This window comes from Bacillus sp. SM2101 (assembly GCF_018588585.1).
GTDB lineage: Bacteria > Bacillota > Bacilli > Bacillales > SM2101 > Nanhaiella > Nanhaiella sioensis.
The window spans coordinates 1-20883 of the sequence record NZ_JAEUFG010000039.1 but is presented as its reverse complement, the minus strand read 5'-3'; the positions used below and the strand labels follow the sequence as shown (position 1 = coordinate 20883).

Here is a 20883-nt window from a genome sequence, read left to right as displayed (position 1 = left end):
TAACAAATCAAAAAGAAACATCATAAAAGGCTGCTCTCGCATTAATTGTTGCTTTTAGTAATTCGTGCTAAACACCGGTATTTTTTCTTCACTAAAGGCTATAAAAATTAATACATATGTGACTGAAAAAAAGAACAAAGTATACGAAAGGAGCTAAATAAAAGAAATTAACAACCTGTCATTAGAGTTTGTTTTTCAATTATTCCTACCAGCTTAAGTAAGAGTTGTTGTTTCAGTTAATCATTCAAACTAATCTTGTCATATCTTTATAGTAATAATTATATAACAGAGAAGTTCGAATATGACGACAACAGTGATTGATGTGAAAACTGTGACCACTACTTTACCTGTTGTAGATCATGTTTATCTGCCCAACCTATCTTTCAATGGAAAACTCGCTAACTAAGCTAGCAATGACGAAAGAGCTGTGTCGTCTTTGATGTAAAAATTACCACTATTCTGATGAGGATATTTCCATTATTCGCCACCTTTACTCCAGATGGCAAACTGCTTGTGTAGTTGAGAGTTCCTCTTGGCTTGACAGTCATGATTATTGGAAAATTATCATTGTTATTGTCTATCAAGGTCACTACTTTTCAACAAACTAGTTAATTATAAGAAACTATATCATCCAGTCAGTGAAATACATTGTATGTTTTTAAGGATAACAGTATATTTCAACGGCTTATTTTTTGTCCACCTTTTGTCCATCTTAACCGGTTTAAACTCCAAGATTCTCCTTCAAAGTCATCTTCAGCTTTAAGAGGCGATAGATATTGTGTAAAATTAATAGAATTTTAAGATATTGTTCGTCCTCTTCTTGAGTTTCCATTTTCCAGTTAATCACTTTTATACCCTCATGGAGTGGGATACTCGGAACATTTCTGTTAAATCCCGTTTCATTACTAAATGAGTTCTCTTTGATACAACTTCAAGCTCATCAGCTGCTATGGAATGAGTTAATGAGAAAAAGCAGATACAGATGTGAAGGAGAATAAGAAAATTCCCCTTATTTCATAAACTGTTTAAGTGCAAATATCTTATCAGTAAGTTATTTATAACGTCTAATAGAAATACAAACGATCTCCCTTGAAGAATAATAATTCGTTTGAGGGTGATTTATTAAGTCAAAACTGCAGATTAGGGTGGAGGAGGGCTAGGTAACGATGGACTGATACATCTATCTATAAGCTTATAAGAATATGCACCAAAACAATCTCCTCCCCCATCACTCATGCAGGCAACTGTGATATTAGATACATTTGTATATGCAATACTTAAAGTATTGCTATTTTCCGGATCATTTGGAAGAGGGATATCTAGTACAACATCTACACCGTTTGTCGTGATAGTAACACGAAGGCCACAGGCAGAATCCTCTCCTACAGAAATTGACCCGGACAATAGTCCTCTAAAATTCCCACCAAATATCGGCATAGATTGACCACAAGTAAGGTTGATATTTCCGCTTCGCGAATCAATTTCCATCGGACAATCGCAGCAAGCTATCTTTTCCGTACTGAGCGTCTTGGTACTTCCGCAACAGGAGGATTTTGAAACATAGGCACCCATAAAAGAACCTCTTTTCATCATTTGTTTGGAGTATTGTATGCAAAGTTATATATTTTTGATTAGACGGGTAAGTAAAAATTCTTTGGTGAACTGACGTCAACAAGTAAACTGGAACGTACAGCGATCATCGTTATTTTATCTGTAACCATGTTGCCAACACAACTGAGTTTTATAAATAGGATTTAACTGACATTACACAGTTAGAGATTAATAGACACAACATCCATTATGTTGATTAACTCAAAAAGATCCCCAGATAATTCTAGGGATTAGAAAAATGAAAAAGAGAAATATGGTTATGTATAACCATATTCTAATTTATCACATAAATGTAATAATTTAGGACTATAATATTGAATTTATTATGAACTTTTCAATTTTAGGTAATTGTTATTTTAACATTAGTGCTACAGACTCTCAGACATAATTATTATTGTTTTCACACTTCAGTAATCACTCTGCCTCATAGGTATAAATACATTTCTTATATTATGTACTAGTATCTACACATAAGAGCTTTATGAGACATACTATAAATTTGATATTTATATTAATTAATTGAGAGGATGAGGAATAACATGGCTCATAATTGTACTTTTTTAAGTTTATTCACTTTAGCATTCTGTGATTCTTGTAAAGAGGATTATGATATTGCTGGTAAAGTTGAAGGTGCCATTGATAGTTTAACTAACGTTGATATTGCTAAGCAATTTGAGAGAATGCTTGAGATTAGTGATGCAACAGACGATGCAGATTGCAGATTTCTGAGTTTATTCACTTTAGTATTCTGCGACTGTAAAGAAGAAGACCCTAAACCTAAACCACCTTGGGTTAAGTAAATATATATTGTTATTCTTTACAACTGAAAGAGTACTCGAATTTGGGTATTCTTTCAGTTTGTCTAAGATTTTTATAATGATTTGAGACAAAATTTACTTTTCTTTATCGAACTATATGATAGATAAATGCAAAACTTTAACTCCTCTATTCACTAAATACAGGTAATTAAGTTGGAAATTCCTATCCGACTACAAAATATATTATTCCCAATTATTTGTGAGGAAAGATAACTAGATTTTTTATAACTTATTTCTTTACTAAACGAACATATTTTCGTATATAATAAGTACAGAGGTGATACGTTTGAAAGATCGAGGAATTATGAAATGGATGCCCGCATTTATACAACCTGAACATATGAAGATGATGAAAGAAGCAAAGGCTGATTATTATAAGGTGCAAAAGCCTGTCTTAGATGAGCATGAGATAGAGCAAATTAATAGTACAGTCCTAGAAGCTTTTGAATTTACACAGGAAGTGACTGTGACATATTTTGAGAACGGGGCTTTTAAGCCATGTATGGGATATATTCATTTTATAGATCAATTCCACAGGCATATTAGAGTAACCGATAAATTCGATGAAATACATATAATTAAATTTGAAGATATTATTAATGTACAAATAATATAACAAACATCATGATGTACCCTACAGAGTTAACACAAAAAAAACCTACCTATAATGGTATATGTTATTTTGAGTAAGGATTATCTTATTATATGGCTGTTTTCGCATTAATTGTTGCTTTTAAAAATAAGAGCACTCCAGCTCAATACTGGAGTGTACTCATATTTGTTACCCAAATAAACACCTTGCAACTTTAACTTCATTTTCTAATACACATGCTTCAGTTCTAATATCCACTTCAACAAAAACAAATATCTCGCATCCTTCAAACCTATCAGCTCTACATTCTGCCCTAGCTTCAACAACTCTACAGTTTTTGATTTCACAAGACTCAAATACATCAGGGATGTCTACAGTAATATTTCTCGTACAAACTGCAGGACATAATTCTCCACTAGGTGCTTGAGTTTGAACTAACACCGAAATTTGGAAAGTAGCACTTACATCTGCTGTTTTTAATCCAGTAATTGAACTATCCTCTTTGACCTCACAACAAGAATCTATAAAACATGCTCTACAATCATCTATACGAACAATTGGAAAATCATTGCATGTTTCTAAACAACAAATAATTTCTTCTTCACTCCTACATGTTCTCTCTTTTTTAACAGCTACGTTACATAATGTTATACAATCTAATTCTTCAACTGGCTCTGCTATTATTTGTGAAGGTTCACAAAATGTCACTTCTTTTCCCATAAATGTTTCCAACCCTTTCTTTTTTTTGTACACTATATAAGTATTGTTATTAACTAAAAAAGGGGATAGTTGGTTTGTACATTTTATGGAAAATCAATTAATTTACTAGTTGTTAACATGGAATATTTTTTTAAGTTGTTTTTGTTACACACATGCTCTTACTTTCTTATCCCTTTCCATCTTTCCGTAATGTTCGTACCTTTCAAACTTAGCTAGTATTTATGCTTTCATGCAAAATTGCACCAAGCATTTGATTTTTTTCCAAATATTAAAACCATTTTTGAATCTTTGTATGTACTTATGTGATGAAAATAACTTTAATTACACTTCATTTTATATCACCTATTTTACCCCCTATTACTTGGATTGGCTACACTTCATTCAAGTTACTAAGTCATTTCATTGCAAACCAGCAATTAAGTATTTCAAAATACATAAAACCTCCATATTTATGTAACTATGTCACTTACATTATCTTGATTGAAATCATTTGCTTCAATTATTGAACAATTAAACTGTCATACTTCCTCACACAATTCCAACCTTTTACCTCCATACTAGATATTATGCTTATCTTGAAGAAGATTACATGGTAAGTATTTATGAATTACCGTTTTAGAGAGATTAACAAACAATTGAAGTCTAATTTAAGTAAAATCCTCATGTTTTTTTACAATTTTTTAACATCAATTTTATTCCTGTATACAAAAATGGAATCTTCATCATGATAACAAGGTAGTCAACCGAAAATCTCCTCATTATCTACAAATCATAATAATTAGTTCTTATATCAATCCAAATTTACTAGTTCTAACAGTTTATTAAACTCCTATAGCATTCTTGTATACCGTTAATTGCTGATATTACTTTTCGCAAAATCCACCCTTTACTTAGAATACGGCTTTCAACTATCACTTTTTGTGATTCAAATTAATGAAATGCACATAGGACAAACATACACACATTACTAGAATTAAAGAATAGAATATGACAGTAATCATTAAATTTTATGAAAGATGGTGAAGTTTTGACAAACCCAACTTCTGGTTATGTCACAGATAACCGAAATATTACAGGCAAGGGAACACCTAACCTCTTTTTTGATATAAACCAAAATGTATTTTTTGAACGAAATCCTGAAAATATTGCATTTGCTTTAACTTCAACACAAAATCCCTCCATGATAGGTGGGGCTGTTGTAAGTTTAAATTTGTCTAAAGGCTTTATAAGGGAACCACACTGGCATCCAAATGCATGGGAAGTAGATTTTCTTGTTTCCGGAAAGGTCATTATTTCTGTATTAGACCCCAATACTCCACAATTAGTAACATATACTTTGGATAAATTTGGTCAAACAGTTTTCATTCCTATGGGATGGTGGCACTGGATTTCAGCGGTTGAAGATGATACTAAATTAGTTCTATTTTTTAATAATGATCAATTTGAGTCTACGGAAGGATCAGTCTCACTAACAAGAACACCTCCTGCAGTGTATGAAAATGCTTATAATATAGATCCCAATTTAATTTCCAGAGCTCTTGCACCAATTGAAGGAACAGATGGTGTAATAATAGGGCCTCCTCCAGAAAACTAATAAAACAAAACGATTCTATAAAAATTAATTCATAGCAGTGACCAGGATTCTCCAGGTCACTGCTATACTTAGCTAACATGTTATAACTAGAATTGTATAAAGAAACAGAAATAACTACCTAGTAAAACAAAGATGTGTTTTTATAAGCATTCACTGAAAAAATAGAACACGCAACAAGGTTTGTGTTTATAGATTATGCATAGATAATTTGGATGTCTTACACTTTTTGTAAACCTATATTTGGTATATTTATTAAGTTATTCATCTGACCTAGCATCGAGGTCATTTTAAAAGAGAATCAACTGGTTATTTAGGAATCAAACAGCTAATGCACGGAATTGATTTTTACTAACGATCGTTTGAGTAGGGGAAATTAGTAGAGGGGGAGAATAACAATACTACCCTACATTTAAAACAAGTTGACAATATATCTTCACTTTGACCATAAGGTGCATTGTATCTAATAAATCATGCCATTCAGTTTTCTATTAACCTTCATATAAAATACTCGTTTTTTTATCTTTCCCTTAATTTACTTTATATGCAGCACATATTAAATTCGTTTACATATATTGTTTTTGTAAATCATAACTTGATTTTCTCAGTATGCAAGGAGGCATATTATGGCAACTTGGAAAGAAACTTTAGCATGTGTTAGAGATTGCATTGATGAATTTGAACCAGGTTCTCTGGATCGATTCGCATGTATTTTAGATTGTTATGAAGAGAAGGCAAAACAAATTTTGACTACTAGCCTATTCCCTGCAAACACACCTGCTTTTGTTCAAACTGTAGAGATTCCTCCTAACGGTAAAGATACTATGGAAGTTTTTTTATTGTTAATTGATCTACTTCCACCTCAACAGTTTGAATGTGTAGATAATCTTGACGACCTAACTGAATTGGAATTTAACAATGATATTGTAGATTTAACCTGTGGTAAACCTAAAAGTAATAACCCGTTTTAAGAATCTAGCTCCTCTTTGTTAGGGGCTAGAATTTATTTAGCTATAATGAGAGTTTTATTGTGTCATAGCTTAATCGTACTTTTTAATAAAACATATTATATTTAACATGTAACTGTTTTATGGACACAACTTCCTTAAGTACATAAGATGTACAAAAGGTGGTTGTCTCTATACGAGAAATAATAATACAGGCAAAAAATATTCTCAAGATTTCAAGAAGATATCGTTAAACTTTTAGTTCTGGTAGCTTAGTTAAAGAACTTAGTGATGAATATGGTGTAGCTGAAGTAACCATTTATAATAGGAATATGAGAATACACTCATATTGAAACAGAAGATGGTTCTAGCATTACGGCTGATGATGCTTCAAAGATACAAAAACAAGTGCTTCATCTTGAAGAGGAGAAAGAAATCTAAAAAAAGGCTATGCGCCATAACATGAAAGAGGAAATAGATAAATTACTGACCAAATGACAACCATCTATAAAGAGAGTAAGGGGCATTATGGGTCTCTAACAATTCACCATAAATTAACAGAAGAAGGAATCCACATAAGTTTGAAACGTGTCCAACCATTAATGAAAAAAAGCCGATATCCACTCTATTGTTAGATTAAATGAGAAAGTTGTAACTTCAGTTGTCATTTCCGATGAAAAGGAATAGCCGACAATTTTTTGTGAATAGCCATCGCTTATATAGGCCTCATTCTTATCACACTAGCAAATGATTTGAATTAAAATAGAGCGTTTTATTGCGTTTTATTGATTAAATTTAATGGATAAATCCTATGTAAGAAGATATCCTAAAAAGCTAGGTTATCTTCATTTGCTTTCTAAAATTCAAACGTAGCCGTTACTGGAAAATGATCGGAAAATCCATCTGAGTTTTCTACAGTTGCATCAGTAACATCTGTGCCCGAAAGTGTAAGAATCCAATCAATGGCTGCTCCTCGATCTGTTGTAGGAGGCTTGGCTACATTAGGGTTTGCAACATCCCATGTGTCCACTAAATTTACTGGATTAGGTATGCCTTCAATTGGAACTTGATCCAACAGGTATTGCATTACAGAGCTATTCCTATTCGAGTTAAAATCTCCTACTGCAATGGCGACATAATCATTACTGCATGACTGCATTTGATGCTGATTAATTGTTTCAGCTTGTATGATGGCTTGCTCTTCTCTGCTTGATAATGGCTGAAAGCAGAAGTGATTATTATAAAAATAGAATTCATTGCATGAGTTATTTTCTCTTAAAAGCAGCCACGTAACATAGCGTATAAAATTACACTCAGCAGCTTCAACAAAACCTGAATCAAGAATTGTAAAATAGTCTTTTCTTATTAAAATAGGGTTATCATAGTTACCAGGAATGTTAAACTCAACTAAATCGTATGAGTCAGATAGTCCATCGATTAAATCTACTCTTTGAGTTGCCAAAGCTTCTTGAAGTCCTGCAATATCAGGATCTATTTCGAGAATTTTGTTAATAATGCCATCTTTACGACTGTTCCAAGTTCTTCTATCAGCAAGAATATTAAAACTCATTGTTTTCATTTATTTCTAACTCCTCTCTTAATTATTCACAACATTATATGTGAAAAGAGAGAAAGTGCTTGTACTGATAACTTACTATATTAATACAATTTAAAACGCGAACAGGTAAAATCATCATTTTAATATATTTGTTCACTTGTAAAAAGCAGCCACAATAACCCCCATTTCATTAAAATTCAAGTTTTATTTTTATATCAAACGACTTGACTGACATCATTTTAAAAATTCTCTCATATTCTTTTATTAATCATCTAATGAAGAGTTATATAAATATGGCTACATTAGTAATTGATGTGAAAACCCATACTCTAATTTCAACAATTTCAGTCGATGAAACTCCACTTGCTATTGCTCCTAATAGAAAAATCGCTTATGCTAACTATATTAAATGTGTGGACAGGACACTATATTTTTGTAATTTTTTTCTTTATTAAACGAACGTATTTTCGTATACAATAAGTACAGAGATGATACGTTTGAAAAATCGAGGGATTATAAAATAGGTATCCGCAGTTATACAACCGGTACATATGAAGATGATGAATGAAGCAAAGGCTGATTATTATAAGGTGCAAAAGCCTGACTTAGATGAGCATGAGATAGAGGAAATTTAAAGTACAGTCCTGGAAGCACTCGAGTTTACACAAGAAGTGACTGTGACATATTTTGAGAACGGGGCTTTTAAGCCATGTATGGGATATATTCATTTTATAGATCAATACCATAGGCATATTAGAGTAACCGATAAATTCGATGAAATACATATAATTAAATTTGAAGACATTATTAATGTACAAATAATATAACAGCCCTACATACTCTGCAGGGCTCTTTTTGTCGTGGTAGTCAATCGTGTTGTTTTGTTAATATATGTTAATTCATAGTTATTAATGTATCCATTCATAATAAAAATGGTCTTTTTATTATAAACCTTATAAATGCAACAATATAATACTCTTTTCTGTTGTAACTAAAGGTGACGATTTCCATCTTTCTTCTATTATTTTTGCCCTTGGTATTATCTCCAAGTTTCAGTCCTACAAATATTGAAGCTTCAAACCACCCTATTATCTCTTCATTGTGTTGATGTAACAGAAAAAAGCCTATCTTATGATAGACTTTTCAAGGTTTTGACTAGATTTTCACAGCATCCTTTAACTCTTTACCTGGTTTAAATGCAGGTGCTTTACTTGCTGCGATTACAATTTCTTCACCTGTTTGTGGATTACGTCCTTTGCGAGCTGCTCTTTCACGTACTTCAAATGTTCCAAAGCCGAGAAGAGAAACTTTGTCACCATCTTTTAGTGTTTCACTAATTGAGTTGGTTACTGCTTCTAATACTTTGCTTGCGTCCTTTTTGCTAAGTTCTGCTTTTTCAGCAACTGCGTTAATAAATTCTGTTTTATTCATTATATTTCCACCTTTCTATGTAACAGACTTATATCTTATCAGATACATAGTTATAAGATAAATACCCTTTTCGATCATGTTAACTAGCTTTCGCAAGCCCAGCCATCTTTGTCACGATCATGTTTAGATGCATATGCAGGGTGGTCGGAACCAACTCCGTTTGGATGTATCTTTTTAAGTTCTGTACAATTTTTAAATGATTCTACGCCTACTTCGTTTGATGAACTATCATAATCTTGTTGAGTAGATGTTGAATTTATTTTTGAAGCTTCCTTTTCTCCATCTAGATCGCCTTTGGTAGTTCCGTTTTCTCCGAAAGCCCACAGTCCGGTATTATTTTCACGCGCTTCCCTTGCAAACTTGATAAAATAATCACTATATTTTACATCTGGAGTATATGTAGAAGGCTCTGCAAAACCATTAATGACCAAATCAGCATTAAACATTTTTTCTCTTATTTCTGATTCATCCATATCATCTGTAGGAATATCGAGCCAAATAATACGTAAGAAACGATCATACCTGTCAGTATCAGATACGTCTTTTTGTAACCACACTTGTCTTCCTTCTAATTGTGATTGTGTGTATTTACTTGCTTCTTTTCCATACTCTTCAATTTTAGACGTCGATTCTGGAGTATTTACACCAACCAAACGTATTTTCCTATTGTCAGTCAATTCAACTGTATCACCATCTACAATTCTACTAACAGTAGCTACTTCTAAATGAAAACGTTGAGCTAATTCTTCTTGCTCTTTTTCTTTTTCAAGTTCCTCTAATTGTTTTTTAGCTTGTTCATCCTGTTCAGCTAATATTTCTTTCTCATTATCTTTATTTTCTATTGTTGTTTCGATCTTTTCTTCTGATATATTGTCCAATGGTGCTGAACTTGACGTATTAGTACAACCAGCAATGAATATAGATAGCAACAAGCCTATAATAGTTAACAACCAATTTTTCTTCACGATATCCCCCACCACATCTATAAATCATTAATAATCATCTTTGTTTTTTAGTAGTTGTATTATTCACAACAGTAGAAATAGCATGTTTATATATTAGCTGTTGTTTCCCTTCTACGTCTACAAGTACAGTGAAGATGTCAAAATCGATTACCTTACATCTAAACTGAAAGCCCCCAACCAAAATAATTGTAACAAGCAATTGATTTTCTTTCGCTTCTAAAAGTTGAGTATCTTGTTGATTGATTTGACTTTTATTACTTTTCATTTTTTGACCCTCTTCCTTTGTATAATCCATATGTAGTCTTTAACCAAATAAAATGGTCATTTTATCTGTAATTAACTATTTCTGAATAATCTATATGAAATTTTATCTCCGGTATCCTTTAAAAGAATTTGGATATCCTTCCTTATAAGGTTGTTAAAACCTTCGAACTTCTCTATTAATTCGTCTATATTATTCACTTCAAATAAATCTTTAATTTTGTCGAAGTGCCTCTTTGATTCTAGCTTTTCCAATATTTTATTGTTTGAAGTATAAACGTATGAAAAAGGAAACCCTGGTTGATCAAATTCACCGTTAAACTTCAATGATGATAAGTAATAAAGAATAATATCAGCTTTGAAATCTTAATTTTTTCCACTTACCTTCTCCTCCTTCAACAATAATATTTTCTACATAATTTTGGTATATCCTCTAAAATAAGACATGAAAATACATTATATTTAATAAAATATAAGCTTAACAATTCAGACTTTAATCTAGTATTCTGGGAAACTATTCATATAAATACTTCTCTATCTAACGGGAGATACATATGAAGAAAACAAGGAGATTTACACGAACGGGAGTAATAGAAGATTGCAAATTATATGAGTTAGATAATTATCATGAGGTATGGATTGTTAAGTGGATTCTATATCGTATAGATGGGAAAGGTGAAATGCACATAATAGGTCAAAGATAAGTCGTTTATCTGAGGTTTAAAAATCATGTTTATCTTGCTTGCATTTGGTCAATAATTAATATGATGATTTTTCATAAGTTTTTCCCCTTCTTTCTGCCCTAGATTCAAATAATCTAGGGCTTTTTTCAATAAAACTGTTTAATCTTTCAAAAGTCTTGAAATTTTTCCCGCAATTTTTTTAACAGTCTGCTACTCTGATATTTGTAACTTCTTCCGCAAGCTCTTTCCCATCTGATATCCTAAAAACAGTCACTTGAAATCTATAATTATCTTCTTCAAAAAATGTAATGAGAAACTGACTACATTTATTATCAAGAATCGTTGGGTTAGATAAAAACACACCGTTTTCATCAAAGTCTACTTCAACAAATGTATCATTAACCAACACTTTAACCTCGAATTGTCCTACTTGCTTTGGGTTCCCTAATGAAATTAATGTTCTCACTTCTGTACCAGTATCTGGTTCTGTTGAAAGGTCACATGATTGATAGGAATATTGCTGATTAGCTAAAAGGAAATCAGGTAGAGTTGTATCAATACATACAGACAATGTACTCACCTCCAAAATATTATATCCATTCCTCAATTTTAAAAGGAATCTCAGAATATTTTATTCAATTAAATAATATATGCTTGGACAAACTGCTTAGAGATGATTTTGTAAATATTGAGTCGGTTGTAATTTAACATGATGCTGGAAACAATTTATCTTTTTATTGAAAGTATACTAAACTAATAAATAGAGAAAACAAGAACATCTACATACTGCTTCCCTAGAATTATTTTATTAGTCTCATACATATTCATTTTCAAATATTTGGTATAGGAATAGCTATGTCATACATAACAATCAATTGGCGGTGGAATTTCGATTAAAATTTTAAAGTGGAGGAATGATGTGTCATGACCGAAAATGTTACACAGCTATTTGCTGTTCAAGAAGAACGAGCAATATTATTGCCTGACGATGGAAACGAGGTTACCCTTTTAGAATTAAAATTACCTGAATACGTTCAAGGTAGACAAGTGAAGATTGATGGAAGTTTTCAGTCGAATTTTTTTATAGGAGCATTACCAGCAGTAAATGATACTCTACCTTCCCAACCTGTTTCTTATAAATTTGTAATAAATTATCGTTTAGCTGCAATGTTTGAAGGCAATAGAATTCAAGTTTCTCCAATTTTAGCAGATACCGTAAGTGGCGTTCAACTTGAATCAGATTTCCAAGTAGAACATAGCACTGCTCCTAATTTTACTTTTGGTATGAATTGTTTAACTGCCGATACTATATTTCTAATGGCTTCTGCGGCTGAAATGCAAGGCGATGTCAGAGATGCATTTGTTCGGACTCGTGCTATGAATTTAACTGTTTTTTAAAAGTTCCATTCATCAGTTTTACTTGTATTCACCTATTTTTTCACCCCAACTATTTCAAATTAACGTTTTATAATCTGTTATTATAAAATAGTTAAATTCATTTTAAGTTGTGATGTAATATGACTAAAGTATACAACTACAAAGAATTCCCCGACAAAGCTAGTGATCGCTATGACAATTGTAACTCAACAAGTTTTAAAAGTTTTGTAAAGGATTATGTTTTCTTACGTGAGTGTAATAATTGTGGAATGAAGAAGAGTTTATAGTTCTATCCATTTGGAGGATTTTCTGCAATACAATTAATCTTGTACTTGAAAATATTCCTTAAAATCCAACTTTAAAACCTACCTTAAAAGAGGAATTTATGAGAAAAAAATTAAGTATAATAATATTATTATTTGCTTTATTTTATATTTTTTGGTTCGGCTTTTATCTTTATGAACGCTATTATTTTGAAGATACCTTCAATGAATTAGTAGTCAACAAATCTATTGAAGAACATGAAGATACAATAACAATTACAGTGAATTTTTCTAATAAACTTCCACCTTTTTCAAATAATGAGTTAATTATTCTTAATTCTAATCCGAATCATTATATTTTTGAAAAGAAATCTCTTGATCCGAATTTAAAATTTAACGACCAGCAAAGGATTCAGAGCCCTGATATATATATGAATATCCTTTCACGGTCTCCTGACTCATTAAAAATCAGATATAAAAAGGTAGGCAAGGATATTGATGAATCAACTTTTAATGTAGTTATAAAGTCTACATTTAAAGGAAAAATACAGTTTAAATATCTTGAGGAGTAGCTAACAGAATGTAGGATCACTGTTAGCTACTTTTTTTGTTTTATATAATGCGTAATGGGGTTTATCCCCATCCATAAAAGTACAAATATTGTAGGTATATGAAATGAATTTGGGATCCTCTGTTTAAGTGGAATCATCAATTATGTTTATAGAAGCATAGCTACCTATAATAAAATGTAACTTTTATTGTGAAATCAAATTCAGTACTAATATGAGCTTTGTTTTTATAAACAAAAAAGGACTAGTTTCAGTCCTTAATCACTTCAATAAATAATCATTGTGTTATATAAATTTTCCTTTTTTCTCTGTGAGTGAAGTACCCTAACGTTTCAAATGTGATTTACAAATTTAACATTAATTTATTAACATTCAGCCCCTCTTATCCAATGATCGAGATTAGAGGGGATACATAATTCAGAGTTGTTATTTACTTTACAACAGACTGTTTACAAAAAGTGTTATACATTACTTCCTTAAAAGAGAGGGTTTGCTTATATTACTTTTAGTTAAACTCTCACATCTATCAATACTGTAAAATATTGTAATTACGGCTGGTTACACTGTTATTTTTTTGAAGTACTTTCAATCCATTTCCAATATCAGAAGCTAGAATATAGTTGCGATCAACAAACACTCCCCAAATATCAGAATTTTCCGGTGTATAACGTGCAATTTCTGTTGGATTACTAGCATCTGTAATATCTACTGCAAGCACTCCTCCTGCGTAGTATGAGAGATAAAGTGTGTTTCCTCTTACTTTAGGGTCATGAACTGTCTTAGCAAATGTAACATTATTAGTATCGGGAATGTCATACGTTAAATCAGTCGTAAATTCACTTAATAACTTTGGATTCGTTTTATCTTTTATATCAAAGATACGTGTATATCCATAAGCTTGTTCATACCCCTCTCTTACTGGCGCATAAACCTCACGAGTCTCAATTAAAATTGTACCACCCTTTGCTAACGTGGATGAATGAGCAGAACCTTGTTGATTAGAAGCGAATTCAGTACGCCCGAAAAAGATAGGGTTTGTGGGATCTTGAATATCAAAAATAACGGTTCCTAAATCCCACATTGAAACATAAGCAAATTTTCCAGTCTCATCTACCATTGTACTATGATTAAACAGAGGTCTTATTTTTCCATCTGGAGACTCCCAATGGTATCCATTAAATGTCTCAGATACTTCAGGTAATGTTCTAGGATCAAACTGCCAAACGGTTTCTGGCTTTGTTGGATCACTCACATCAACAATTTGAAAATCTCTTTCCTCACCATTGCTATAATAATCAGCGTAAGGATTAGCAGCCAATACAACTGCACGATTACCTTGCATTGTTAAATATAATTCATGAGTTCCATTCGTTTTCTTGGTTACTTCCCAGAAACCAAGTTTTTGGGGATTCGCTGGGTTTGTGACATCATATAATAAAAAGCCTCCTTTTGACTCTGGGTTGTTACGAGACATTTGCTGAACCGAAACAACCGCCAGATCTCCATGAAAGTAAGGAGTAGTTACTGACTTGACAATAACCTTTTCCTGCCAAGTACCAGGAATGGCATCGTTTGCAAAAACAGCCACCTCCTTTGGGTTCTCAGGATCCTTAAGATCAAACACTCTTACCCCACCATTTCCACCATTTCTCCTATGTGTTCCAACGTAAGCATAGCCTTTGTGTGCATAAACATCTGCATATGAATTTTCCTTACCATCTTCTCTAACAATTTTCATTTGAGGAGTAGCAACTTCTTTCAAAAACTTAAGGTTTTTGCTCCTTTCTAAAATTGGAACTGCTAAATTCTCATAATTCGTTCTCTCCCCTTTTTCAACGCTTACATCTCCTATTTCATCATGTGCAACTACTTGCCCAGTCATTAAGAATATCAGCGCTCCAGTTAAGGTGAATTTAAGAAATTTCTTTTTCATCTCTTCCTCCTTATTATTTAAAATATTTTTAATCTTATGTACTATTCATAGAAAAATGCGTTATTTTGTTTTTTTCACAAAAAGCTCTAACTAGTTAAAGTATTACTAGAAATGAAACGAGAGGACTATATCATTATAAATAAATGAAGGTTTTTTACATGAAATAATGACTCACTTTATCAAAACATATTTACAATAAAATATAGCTTTTATAGAAAAAGTAATCATTCAGATTACAAAGAGAAAAAGGACTGGCTTCAGTCCCAAATAACCTAATTAATTATTATGTTTTCTTAAGTCTACTTAGAATCTCAGAAACCCCAATCGCAATAATTCCATTTAACATGCATAGTACCGACAAAATTAGAGTAGAGCCATCATTATCTCCAAAAAAGTTCATAAAAAAAAGATAGCATTAGGGCAAGCTGATAACTTACGGAAACAGTGGGATTCTCGGGTGATTGTTAAACATGTATACAGAAAATCACCAAATTTTTTTGGCTTTTTCCAATTCATCCAGGTTTATTTGATTTTTTAGCATGGGGCTAGGACATATCCTGTTATGTTTACTAATTTTCTCATTAATGACTATGACATCCTGTTCTGTTTTACAAGAATGTACTAATTGAGAGATTTCTTTTTGTAATTTTAACCAAGGAGGTAGAAATCCCGCATCAGATGCTATTTTTTGAAAGCGTTGATATGTGTCTATTTCTAAATACTCTTTAGATATTGGTTTACCTTTCCCCTTATAGTTATCTTTTTCCTCAGCTTCTTTTAAAATATCTCCTATTAAATCATTATATTTTCTTTCCATATGATTCCTCCATTTTTTTACTTAATCATTAACTTCCTTCTCATTCCCGCTAAAATATTTTAGTTTGGATGACATTAAAATTGTTATAAAGAGAACTAATGCAAGGGTTGTCCCAACCAAAGAAAATGTAATACATACGAATTGTAAAGAGAAATTAAATGATTATGGCATTAGTTGAACCTCAATGCTGGACATAATATCACTTTTGTTTACTAAATAAGTAATTGAACTAAACTAACTAAATAAAACCCAATAATTTCAGTTGTATTTAGCTTAAAGTGAATTGTTATCTCCATCTCCCATGTTTTTTCTTACTTGGTCAAGATATTGTTCGGTATAAATTTGCTGAGATTTCGAAGCATTTTTAATTCCTTCTTCAGGTTCAATACTTCTATTCTTTTTCTTGACTCTGTAATCAATAATAACACCTATAACTAATAGTCCACCAAAAACACCTATAACAAATAACCATAAAGGCATAATTTCAACTCCTATCCCTTTTATTACAATCCGTTAGTTGAATAGTTAAAAACATCATTGATATATGTAATACGAATAAGTGCATGTAAAAGTTGCAAAAACGGACAAAAAAGTAACATTTCTACTCAACACTACATCCATTAAGTTAAGTGTACTAAACCAAAGAATTTCAATTGTAACTGTTGAAATAAAATGGATATTTTATTGTATTTTTTCCTTTAACAAAAAAGGAATTAATCGTATTCAACTTTCAATTTTACGAAGCAATTATGAGATCTCATGAAAATTAAGTAAAGATAGGTAAAAATTTAAAAAAGACTTAGAGTTTAGTACTTATATCTATAGGTTTTAGTATAATTTCTTTTGAAAATGACAGAACATTTCATCTAAGTAAATATTCCTAATATTTTGTCGAAATATTGTATATTTTATCGAAATATTATAAAATCATTACATCATGAAAGGAGGAGTGTTGTATTTAACTTTAATGGTTTAAAGCAAGAAAACCAATTATTAATATGTAATTAATTGGTTTATATTGCTATATCACTAAAATCAAACATATAAGGAGAGGAAAAATGAAAAAGAGAAAAATAGCTTCAGCACTACTAGCAACTTCATTAGCATTTGGGACATTATTTACACCGACTATTGGAGTTGTTTCAGCAAAGTCACTCACTGAAAAAGCTTCTAATGAGGTAAAAGACAAGCTCAAACAACAAGAGAAAATAAATAAAATGAAAGAGAAAACACTAAAAGCAAATGGTAAATTTAAAATTTCGTGGGATGAACAGAAAGGTGTTCCTCGTTACATTTCTGGTAAACTATCGGATAGAAATATGGATATTTCCGCTTTTCTCGAAGAAAGTAAAGATATATTTAATATTGAAGATGGAAATTTTGAAATTATTAATACCGACACAGATGACCTTGGCATGACACACTATCGCACTCAGTTTAAAATTGATGGGATACCCGTTTATGGTGCTGAATTAATAGTACATACCGATAAAAGTGGTATTGTAACTTCTTTAAACGGACAAGTAGAACCTAAATTATTGAACAAAAAATGGAGTAAGTCTATCAAACTATCACCTAAAAGTGCAATAGAAGTTGCTGAACAACAACTTACTTTCTTACCAGAAAGTAATACCTATACGGCTGAACCAAAAAGTGACCTTTATCTTTATAACCACGAAAATAAATGGACACCAGTCTATATAGTTGAGCTTCAATTTTTGGAACCGTATATTGGAAGAGAATTTTTTTACATTGATGCAAAAAACGGCGATGTACTAAAATCTTATAATCTTATTAAACATGCGGCAGAAACAGGAAGCGGTACAGGAGTTTTTGGTGATGTAAAAACTATTAATACCTATTCTGAGAATGGATCTTTCTATTTGATCGATGCTACAAAACCCATGTTAACAAATGATACAACTGAACCAATTCTATTAGATGGTGTTATTAGAACACATGATGCAAGTGATGGATGGAAGACTGGTTCAATTGTTTCAGATTTAGATAATAACTTTGATTCTTCTAACCAAAATGCAGCTGTTGATGCACATTATTATGCAGGAGTAGTTTATGATTATTATTTAGATAAACATAATCGAAATAGTTATGACGATAAAGGAAGTGATATCGTCTCAAGCGTTCATGTTAGAGACCCTGACAACTTAAATGCTGGGTGGAACAATGCAGCTTGGGTTGGTACACAAATGGTTTATGGTGATGGGGATGGCACAACGTTTGATCCATTATCAGGCTCATTAGATGTAGTGGCACATGAATTAGCACATGCAGTTACTGACTTTTCTGCCGATTTAGAGTATCAATCACAATCAGGAGCATTAAATGAATCATTCTCTGATGTGTTTGGAATTTTAGTAGAGGCAGATTATGAAGGGTCACCTGATTGGTTATTAGGAGAGGATGTCTATACTCCAGGTGTAGATGGCGATGCATTGAGAAGTATGTCTAATCCAACATTATATAATCAACCTGCTCACATGAATAACTATCAGAATTTACCTGTTACTAGAGAAGGTGATTGGGGAGGAGTACACATCAACAGTGGAATTCCAAATAAAGCCTTTTATAACATTGCAACAAAGATTGGACTAGATAAGTCTGGAAAGATATATTACCGTGCTCTAACAAAATATTTAACTTCTCAATCACAGTTCATTGATGCGCGAAATGCACTATTACAAGCTTCTGAAGACTTATATGGTGATGGTAGCTTGGAATATAATGAGGTTGCAAAAGGTTATGCATCTGTAGGTATTGGTAGTGTTGCTGATACGAACGATACCTTGGAGGCATCATATCAATTAGATCCAGGTGAAACTTATTCTTTCACAATTTCTTCTGGTACAGATATAGATTATTATCGTTTAAATGTAGAAAAAGCTGGTCAAATTACTGTTAATCTGACAAATGTCCCACTTGATTATGATCTTTATCTATATGATAGTAATGGACAAATTCTCAGAAAATCTGTGGAAGCTGAGACTTCTGATGAGTCAGTCGTTTATTCTACTTCATCACCAGGAACATTTTATGTTGAAGTTGTAGGGTGGAATGGTGCAAACAGTATTAATCCGTACTCAATTACTGCAACTTACCCTGTGATTGCAGAAGAACAGGTACCAGAAGGCAGTAAGTGGTTCTATGAAATGGTAGATTATCAAACTCCTCATCCATACACTAACTTGTATAATGACGGGTTTACCTTTAAAAAATCTGGAGTCAAAAAAGTAGCTGTGCATTTTGCTTATATTGAAACTGAAAAAGATTATGATTTTGTTCATGTAAAAGATAAGGATGGAAATATTATTGCTAGTTATGACGGTACTCATGAAGATTTTTGGGTGGAGACAGACGGCGATGAGATTAGTGTGGTGTTAGTGTCTGATGAAAGTGTTACAGCATATGGGTTTATCGTAGATCAAGTTAAATATCTTAATGACTCATTAATAGTTGATTAATAGCTTATAAGATTTTAGCTTGAGTAAATCAGTAGTTATTTTATTTAAGATAATTTTTTGTAAAAATGACAAGCACTTTTATTTGGAGTGCTTGTTGTATATAAAGAGTCAAATAATGACCCAAAATAGATTATCTACATCATCATCTTTCTTGCAAATTTTTATATTTATTTTACAATAATAATCACCAGTAGTTTAAATTACCGATTTATACAAATTTTAAGACATGGTACTAATATTATCCAAAAAAGTAATAATATCAGTGAAATCTGCTGGTTTATATTTCCTTCCAGTTTTATATCTATAACCTTCATCGTTCACCTTTGAGGCAACTTTAGTTGTACTACCTAATATTGCTTATTCTTTAATACCTCGTTTTTCAAACGTATCAGCATTGTAATTTTAAACTATACTCATGAATCTCTGCAGATCTTAAATACACTGGACTTGAGTCAATATCTTGGACACAAAAAGATTAAGTTCTATGCAGAGTCTTTGAATAGTTCTTCTATTGCTTGAGGTGTTTTATAAGCAATGCTACTATGCTTTCTTTTTCTGTTATACCAAGCTTCGATAAATTCAAAGATGGCGATATTGGCAGTATAATAGTCTAGATATTGAACATGATTTACTTCTTCTTTCTTCAATATAGCATGGAATGATTCAATACAGGCGTTATCATAAGGGCATCCTTTTTGACTAAAGGAGTGTGTTATACCATAAGATTTAATACGATCAGTAAATGCTTGGCTTATATATTGTGAACCTAGGTCAGTATGTAGAATTAACCCTTCGGGTGGTAATTGAGTTACATAAGCGTTTTCTAGAGCTTTTATTACGACTTCTGTTGTCATTTCCGATCAAAAGGAATAGCCGACAATTTTTCGCGAATGTAAATCCATAACCGATGCTAAATAGCACCATCCGTCTTTCACCGTATGCACATAAGTTATATCTGCAACCCACTTTTCATTAATTGATGAAGTTGAAAAATCTCTTTTCAAGATGTTTTCTCGATTTACAACTTTCTCATTTGAACTATATGGACGGAATTTCTTTTTAACAATAGAGTGGATATTAGCTTTTTTTATTTAACGTTGGACACGTTTCAAACTGATGTGTATTCCTTCTTCTGTTAGTTGATGGTGAATTTTTGGAGCCCGATAACGTCCTTTACTCTCTTTATGGATGGTTGTCATTCGCTCAGTGATTTGTCTATTTTCTTTTTCACGTTTTGATTCAACCTTATTTAATGATTGATAATATGT

Annotated in this window: 22 protein-coding genes and 1 pseudogene; 11 read left to right on the top strand and 12 right to left on the bottom strand. The window is 31.9% G+C overall.

The features are described 5' to 3' along the window. Positions 1-1140 precede the first annotated feature (1140 nt). Positions 1141-1572: an S-Ena type endospore appendage gene (locus JM172_RS22135; protein WP_214484526.1), complete on the bottom strand. Its 432-nt coding sequence runs from the start codon at positions 1570-1572 to the stop codon at positions 1141-1143. A gap of 578 nt (positions 1573-2150) precedes the next feature. On the opposite strand from JM172_RS22135, the gene JM172_RS22130 reads away from it, so the two are divergent. After that, entirely contained in the window at positions 2151-2411 is a 261-nt protein-coding gene (locus JM172_RS22130) for a hypothetical protein (RefSeq protein ID WP_214484525.1), read from the top strand. A 304-nt stretch (positions 2412-2715) separates the two neighbouring features. Further along, a complete protein-coding gene (locus tag JM172_RS22125; protein WP_214484524.1) occupies positions 2716-3045 on the top strand; it encodes a YolD-like family protein in 330 nt (109 codons plus the stop codon). Positions 3046-3210: 165 nt separating this feature from the next. On the opposite strand, the gene JM172_RS22120 is transcribed toward JM172_RS22125, so the two are convergent. Beyond that, positions 3211-3741 carry a hypothetical protein gene (locus tag JM172_RS22120; RefSeq protein ID WP_214484523.1) on the bottom strand — a complete coding sequence of 177 codons (531 nt, stop codon included), beginning with the start codon at positions 3739-3741 and terminating at the stop codon, positions 3211-3213. 1027 nt (positions 3742-4768) lie between these two features. On the opposite strand from JM172_RS22120, the gene JM172_RS22115 reads away from it, so the two are divergent. From JM172_RS22115 to JM172_RS25520, 3 genes are all read left to right on the top strand, one after another. Next, entirely contained in the window at positions 4769-5335 is a 567-nt protein-coding gene (locus JM172_RS22115) for a cupin domain-containing protein (RefSeq protein ID WP_214484522.1), read from the top strand. Between the two features lie 623 nt (positions 5336-5958). Beyond that, positions 5959-6303, top strand: coding sequence for a hypothetical protein (locus JM172_RS22110; RefSeq protein ID WP_214484521.1), 345 nt, complete (start codon positions 5959-5961; stop codon positions 6301-6303). Positions 6304-6773: 470 nt separating this feature from the next. Then, on the top strand, positions 6774-6914 hold the full coding sequence (locus tag JM172_RS25520) for an IS3 family transposase (protein WP_214484520.1): 141 nt from the start codon (positions 6774-6776) through the stop codon (positions 6912-6914). A gap of 221 nt (positions 6915-7135) precedes the next feature. Here the strand turns inward: JM172_RS25520 and JM172_RS22100 are convergent, their stop codons facing one another. Next, a complete protein-coding gene (locus JM172_RS22100) occupies positions 7136-7858 on the bottom strand; it encodes an endonuclease/exonuclease/phosphatase family protein (RefSeq protein ID WP_214484519.1) in 723 nt (240 codons plus the stop codon). Between the two features lie 623 nt (positions 7859-8481). On the opposite strand from JM172_RS22100, the gene JM172_RS25515 reads away from it, so the two are divergent. Next, positions 8482-8664 carry a YolD-like family protein gene (locus JM172_RS25515; protein ID WP_352224030.1) on the top strand — a complete coding sequence of 61 codons (183 nt, stop codon included), beginning with the start codon at positions 8482-8484 and terminating at the stop codon, positions 8662-8664. A 328-nt stretch (positions 8665-8992) separates the two neighbouring features. Here the strand turns inward: JM172_RS25515 and JM172_RS22090 are convergent, their stop codons facing one another. The 4 genes from JM172_RS22090 to JM172_RS22075 all read right to left on the bottom strand — a co-directional run bounded on the left by JM172_RS22090 (position 8993) and on the right by JM172_RS22075 (position 10821). After that, positions 8993-9268: an HU family DNA-binding protein gene (locus JM172_RS22090; protein ID WP_214484517.1), complete on the bottom strand. Its 276-nt coding sequence runs from the start codon at positions 9266-9268 to the stop codon at positions 8993-8995. Positions 9269-9351: 83 nt separating this feature from the next. Continuing rightward, positions 9352-10233, bottom strand: a complete 882-nt coding sequence (locus JM172_RS22085; protein ID WP_352224022.1) for a thermonuclease family protein — start codon at positions 10231-10233, stop codon at positions 9352-9354. Positions 10234-10267: 34 nt separating this feature from the next. Next, positions 10268-10498, bottom strand: a complete 231-nt coding sequence (gene hfq / locus JM172_RS22080) for an RNA chaperone Hfq (protein WP_214484516.1) — start codon at positions 10496-10498, stop codon at positions 10268-10270. A gap of 71 nt (positions 10499-10569) precedes the next feature. Then, a complete protein-coding gene (locus JM172_RS22075; protein WP_214484515.1) occupies positions 10570-10821 on the bottom strand; it encodes a hypothetical protein in 252 nt (83 codons plus the stop codon). 227 nt (positions 10822-11048) lie between these two features. Between JM172_RS22075 and JM172_RS22070 the strand changes: the two genes are divergently transcribed. After that, positions 11049-11198, top strand: a complete 150-nt coding sequence (locus JM172_RS22070; RefSeq protein WP_214484514.1) for a hypothetical protein — start codon at positions 11049-11051, stop codon at positions 11196-11198. 178 nt (positions 11199-11376) lie between these two features. Here the strand turns inward: JM172_RS22070 and JM172_RS22065 are convergent, their stop codons facing one another. After that, a complete protein-coding gene (locus JM172_RS22065) occupies positions 11377-11748 on the bottom strand; it encodes a hypothetical protein (RefSeq protein ID WP_214484513.1) in 372 nt (123 codons plus the stop codon). A gap of 353 nt (positions 11749-12101) precedes the next feature. On the opposite strand from JM172_RS22065, the gene JM172_RS22060 reads away from it, so the two are divergent. From JM172_RS22060 to JM172_RS22055, 3 genes are all read left to right on the top strand, one after another. Further along, positions 12102-12575, top strand: a complete 474-nt coding sequence (locus tag JM172_RS22060; protein ID WP_214484512.1) for a hypothetical protein — start codon at positions 12102-12104, stop codon at positions 12573-12575. Positions 12576-12694: 119 nt separating this feature from the next. Continuing rightward, positions 12695-12841: a DUF8096 family protein gene (locus tag JM172_RS25730; protein ID WP_483297274.1), complete on the top strand. Its 147-nt coding sequence runs from the start codon at positions 12695-12697 to the stop codon at positions 12839-12841. 98 nt (positions 12842-12939) lie between these two features. Continuing rightward, a complete protein-coding gene (locus JM172_RS22055) occupies positions 12940-13389 on the top strand; it encodes a hypothetical protein (RefSeq protein WP_214484511.1) in 450 nt (149 codons plus the stop codon). A 523-nt stretch (positions 13390-13912) separates the two neighbouring features. On the opposite strand, the gene JM172_RS22050 is transcribed toward JM172_RS22055, so the two are convergent. The 3 genes from JM172_RS22050 to JM172_RS22040 all read right to left on the bottom strand — a co-directional run bounded on the left by JM172_RS22050 (position 13913) and on the right by JM172_RS22040 (position 16616). After that, the gene (locus JM172_RS22050) at positions 13913-15319 is read right to left on the bottom strand and encodes an LVIVD repeat-containing protein (RefSeq protein ID WP_214484510.1); all 1407 of its coding nucleotides are present in this window, start codon (positions 15317-15319) and stop codon (positions 13913-13915) included. A 484-nt stretch (positions 15320-15803) separates the two neighbouring features. Then, complete coding sequence (locus tag JM172_RS22045; protein WP_214484509.1) at positions 15804-16136, bottom strand: DnaJ family domain-containing protein; 333 nt, start codon at positions 16134-16136, stop codon at positions 15804-15806. Positions 16137-16409: 273 nt separating this feature from the next. After that, positions 16410-16616: a hypothetical protein gene (locus tag JM172_RS22040; protein WP_214484508.1), complete on the bottom strand. Its 207-nt coding sequence runs from the start codon at positions 16614-16616 to the stop codon at positions 16410-16412. Between the two features lie 578 nt (positions 16617-17194). Between JM172_RS22040 and JM172_RS22035 the strand changes: the two genes are divergently transcribed. Next, positions 17195-19615, top strand: coding sequence for a M4 family metallopeptidase (locus tag JM172_RS22035; RefSeq protein WP_214484507.1), 2421 nt, complete (start codon positions 17195-17197; stop codon positions 19613-19615). 482 nt (positions 19616-20097) lie between these two features. Here JM172_RS22035 and JM172_RS24935 read toward each other — a convergent pair. Next, positions 20098-20883 (bottom strand): annotated as a pseudogene (locus JM172_RS24935) (IS3 family transposase); the annotation flags it as partial.

What these genes read in the sequence shown, in the direction of transcription:
- JM172_RS22135 (WP_214484526.1), bottom strand. Translation starts at nt 1,572, where the DNA reads ATGGGTGCCTATGTTTCAAAATCCTCCTGTTGCGGAAGTACCAAGACG.
- JM172_RS22130 (WP_214484525.1), top strand. Translation starts at nt 2,151, where the DNA reads ATGGCTCATAATTGTACTTTTTTAAGTTTATTCACTTTAGCATTCTGT.
- JM172_RS22120 (WP_214484523.1), bottom strand. Translation starts at nt 3,741, where the DNA reads ATGGGAAAAGAAGTGACATTTTGTGAACCTTCACAAATAATAGCAGAG.
- JM172_RS22110 (WP_214484521.1), top strand. Translation starts at nt 5,959, where the DNA reads ATGGCAACTTGGAAAGAAACTTTAGCATGTGTTAGAGATTGCATTGAT.
- JM172_RS25520 (WP_214484520.1), top strand. Translation starts at nt 6,774, where the DNA reads ATGACAACCATCTATAAAGAGAGTAAGGGGCATTATGGGTCTCTAACA.
- JM172_RS22100 (WP_214484519.1), bottom strand. Translation starts at nt 7,858, where the DNA reads ATGAAAACAATGAGTTTTAATATTCTTGCTGATAGAAGAACTTGGAAC.
- JM172_RS22090 (WP_214484517.1), bottom strand. Translation starts at nt 9,268, where the DNA reads ATGAATAAAACAGAATTTATTAACGCAGTTGCTGAAAAAGCAGAACTT.
- hfq (WP_214484516.1), bottom strand. Translation starts at nt 10,498, where the DNA reads ATGAAAAGTAATAAAAGTCAAATCAATCAACAAGATACTCAACTTTTA.
- JM172_RS22070 (WP_214484514.1), top strand. Translation starts at nt 11,049, where the DNA reads ATGAAGAAAACAAGGAGATTTACACGAACGGGAGTAATAGAAGATTGC.
- JM172_RS22060 (WP_214484512.1), top strand. Translation starts at nt 12,102, where the DNA reads ATGACCGAAAATGTTACACAGCTATTTGCTGTTCAAGAAGAACGAGCA.
- JM172_RS25730 (WP_483297274.1), top strand. Translation starts at nt 12,695, where the DNA reads ATGACTAAAGTATACAACTACAAAGAATTCCCCGACAAAGCTAGTGAT.
- JM172_RS22055 (WP_214484511.1), top strand. Translation starts at nt 12,940, where the DNA reads ATGAGAAAAAAATTAAGTATAATAATATTATTATTTGCTTTATTTTAT.
- JM172_RS22050 (WP_214484510.1), bottom strand. Translation starts at nt 15,319, where the DNA reads ATGAAAAAGAAATTTCTTAAATTCACCTTAACTGGAGCGCTGATATTC.
- JM172_RS22045 (WP_214484509.1), bottom strand. Translation starts at nt 16,136, where the DNA reads ATGGAAAGAAAATATAATGATTTAATAGGAGATATTTTAAAAGAAGCT.
- JM172_RS22040 (WP_214484508.1), bottom strand. Translation starts at nt 16,616, where the DNA reads ATGCCTTTATGGTTATTTGTTATAGGTGTTTTTGGTGGACTATTAGTT.
- JM172_RS22035 (WP_214484507.1), top strand. Translation starts at nt 17,195, where the DNA reads ATGAAAAAGAGAAAAATAGCTTCAGCACTACTAGCAACTTCATTAGCA.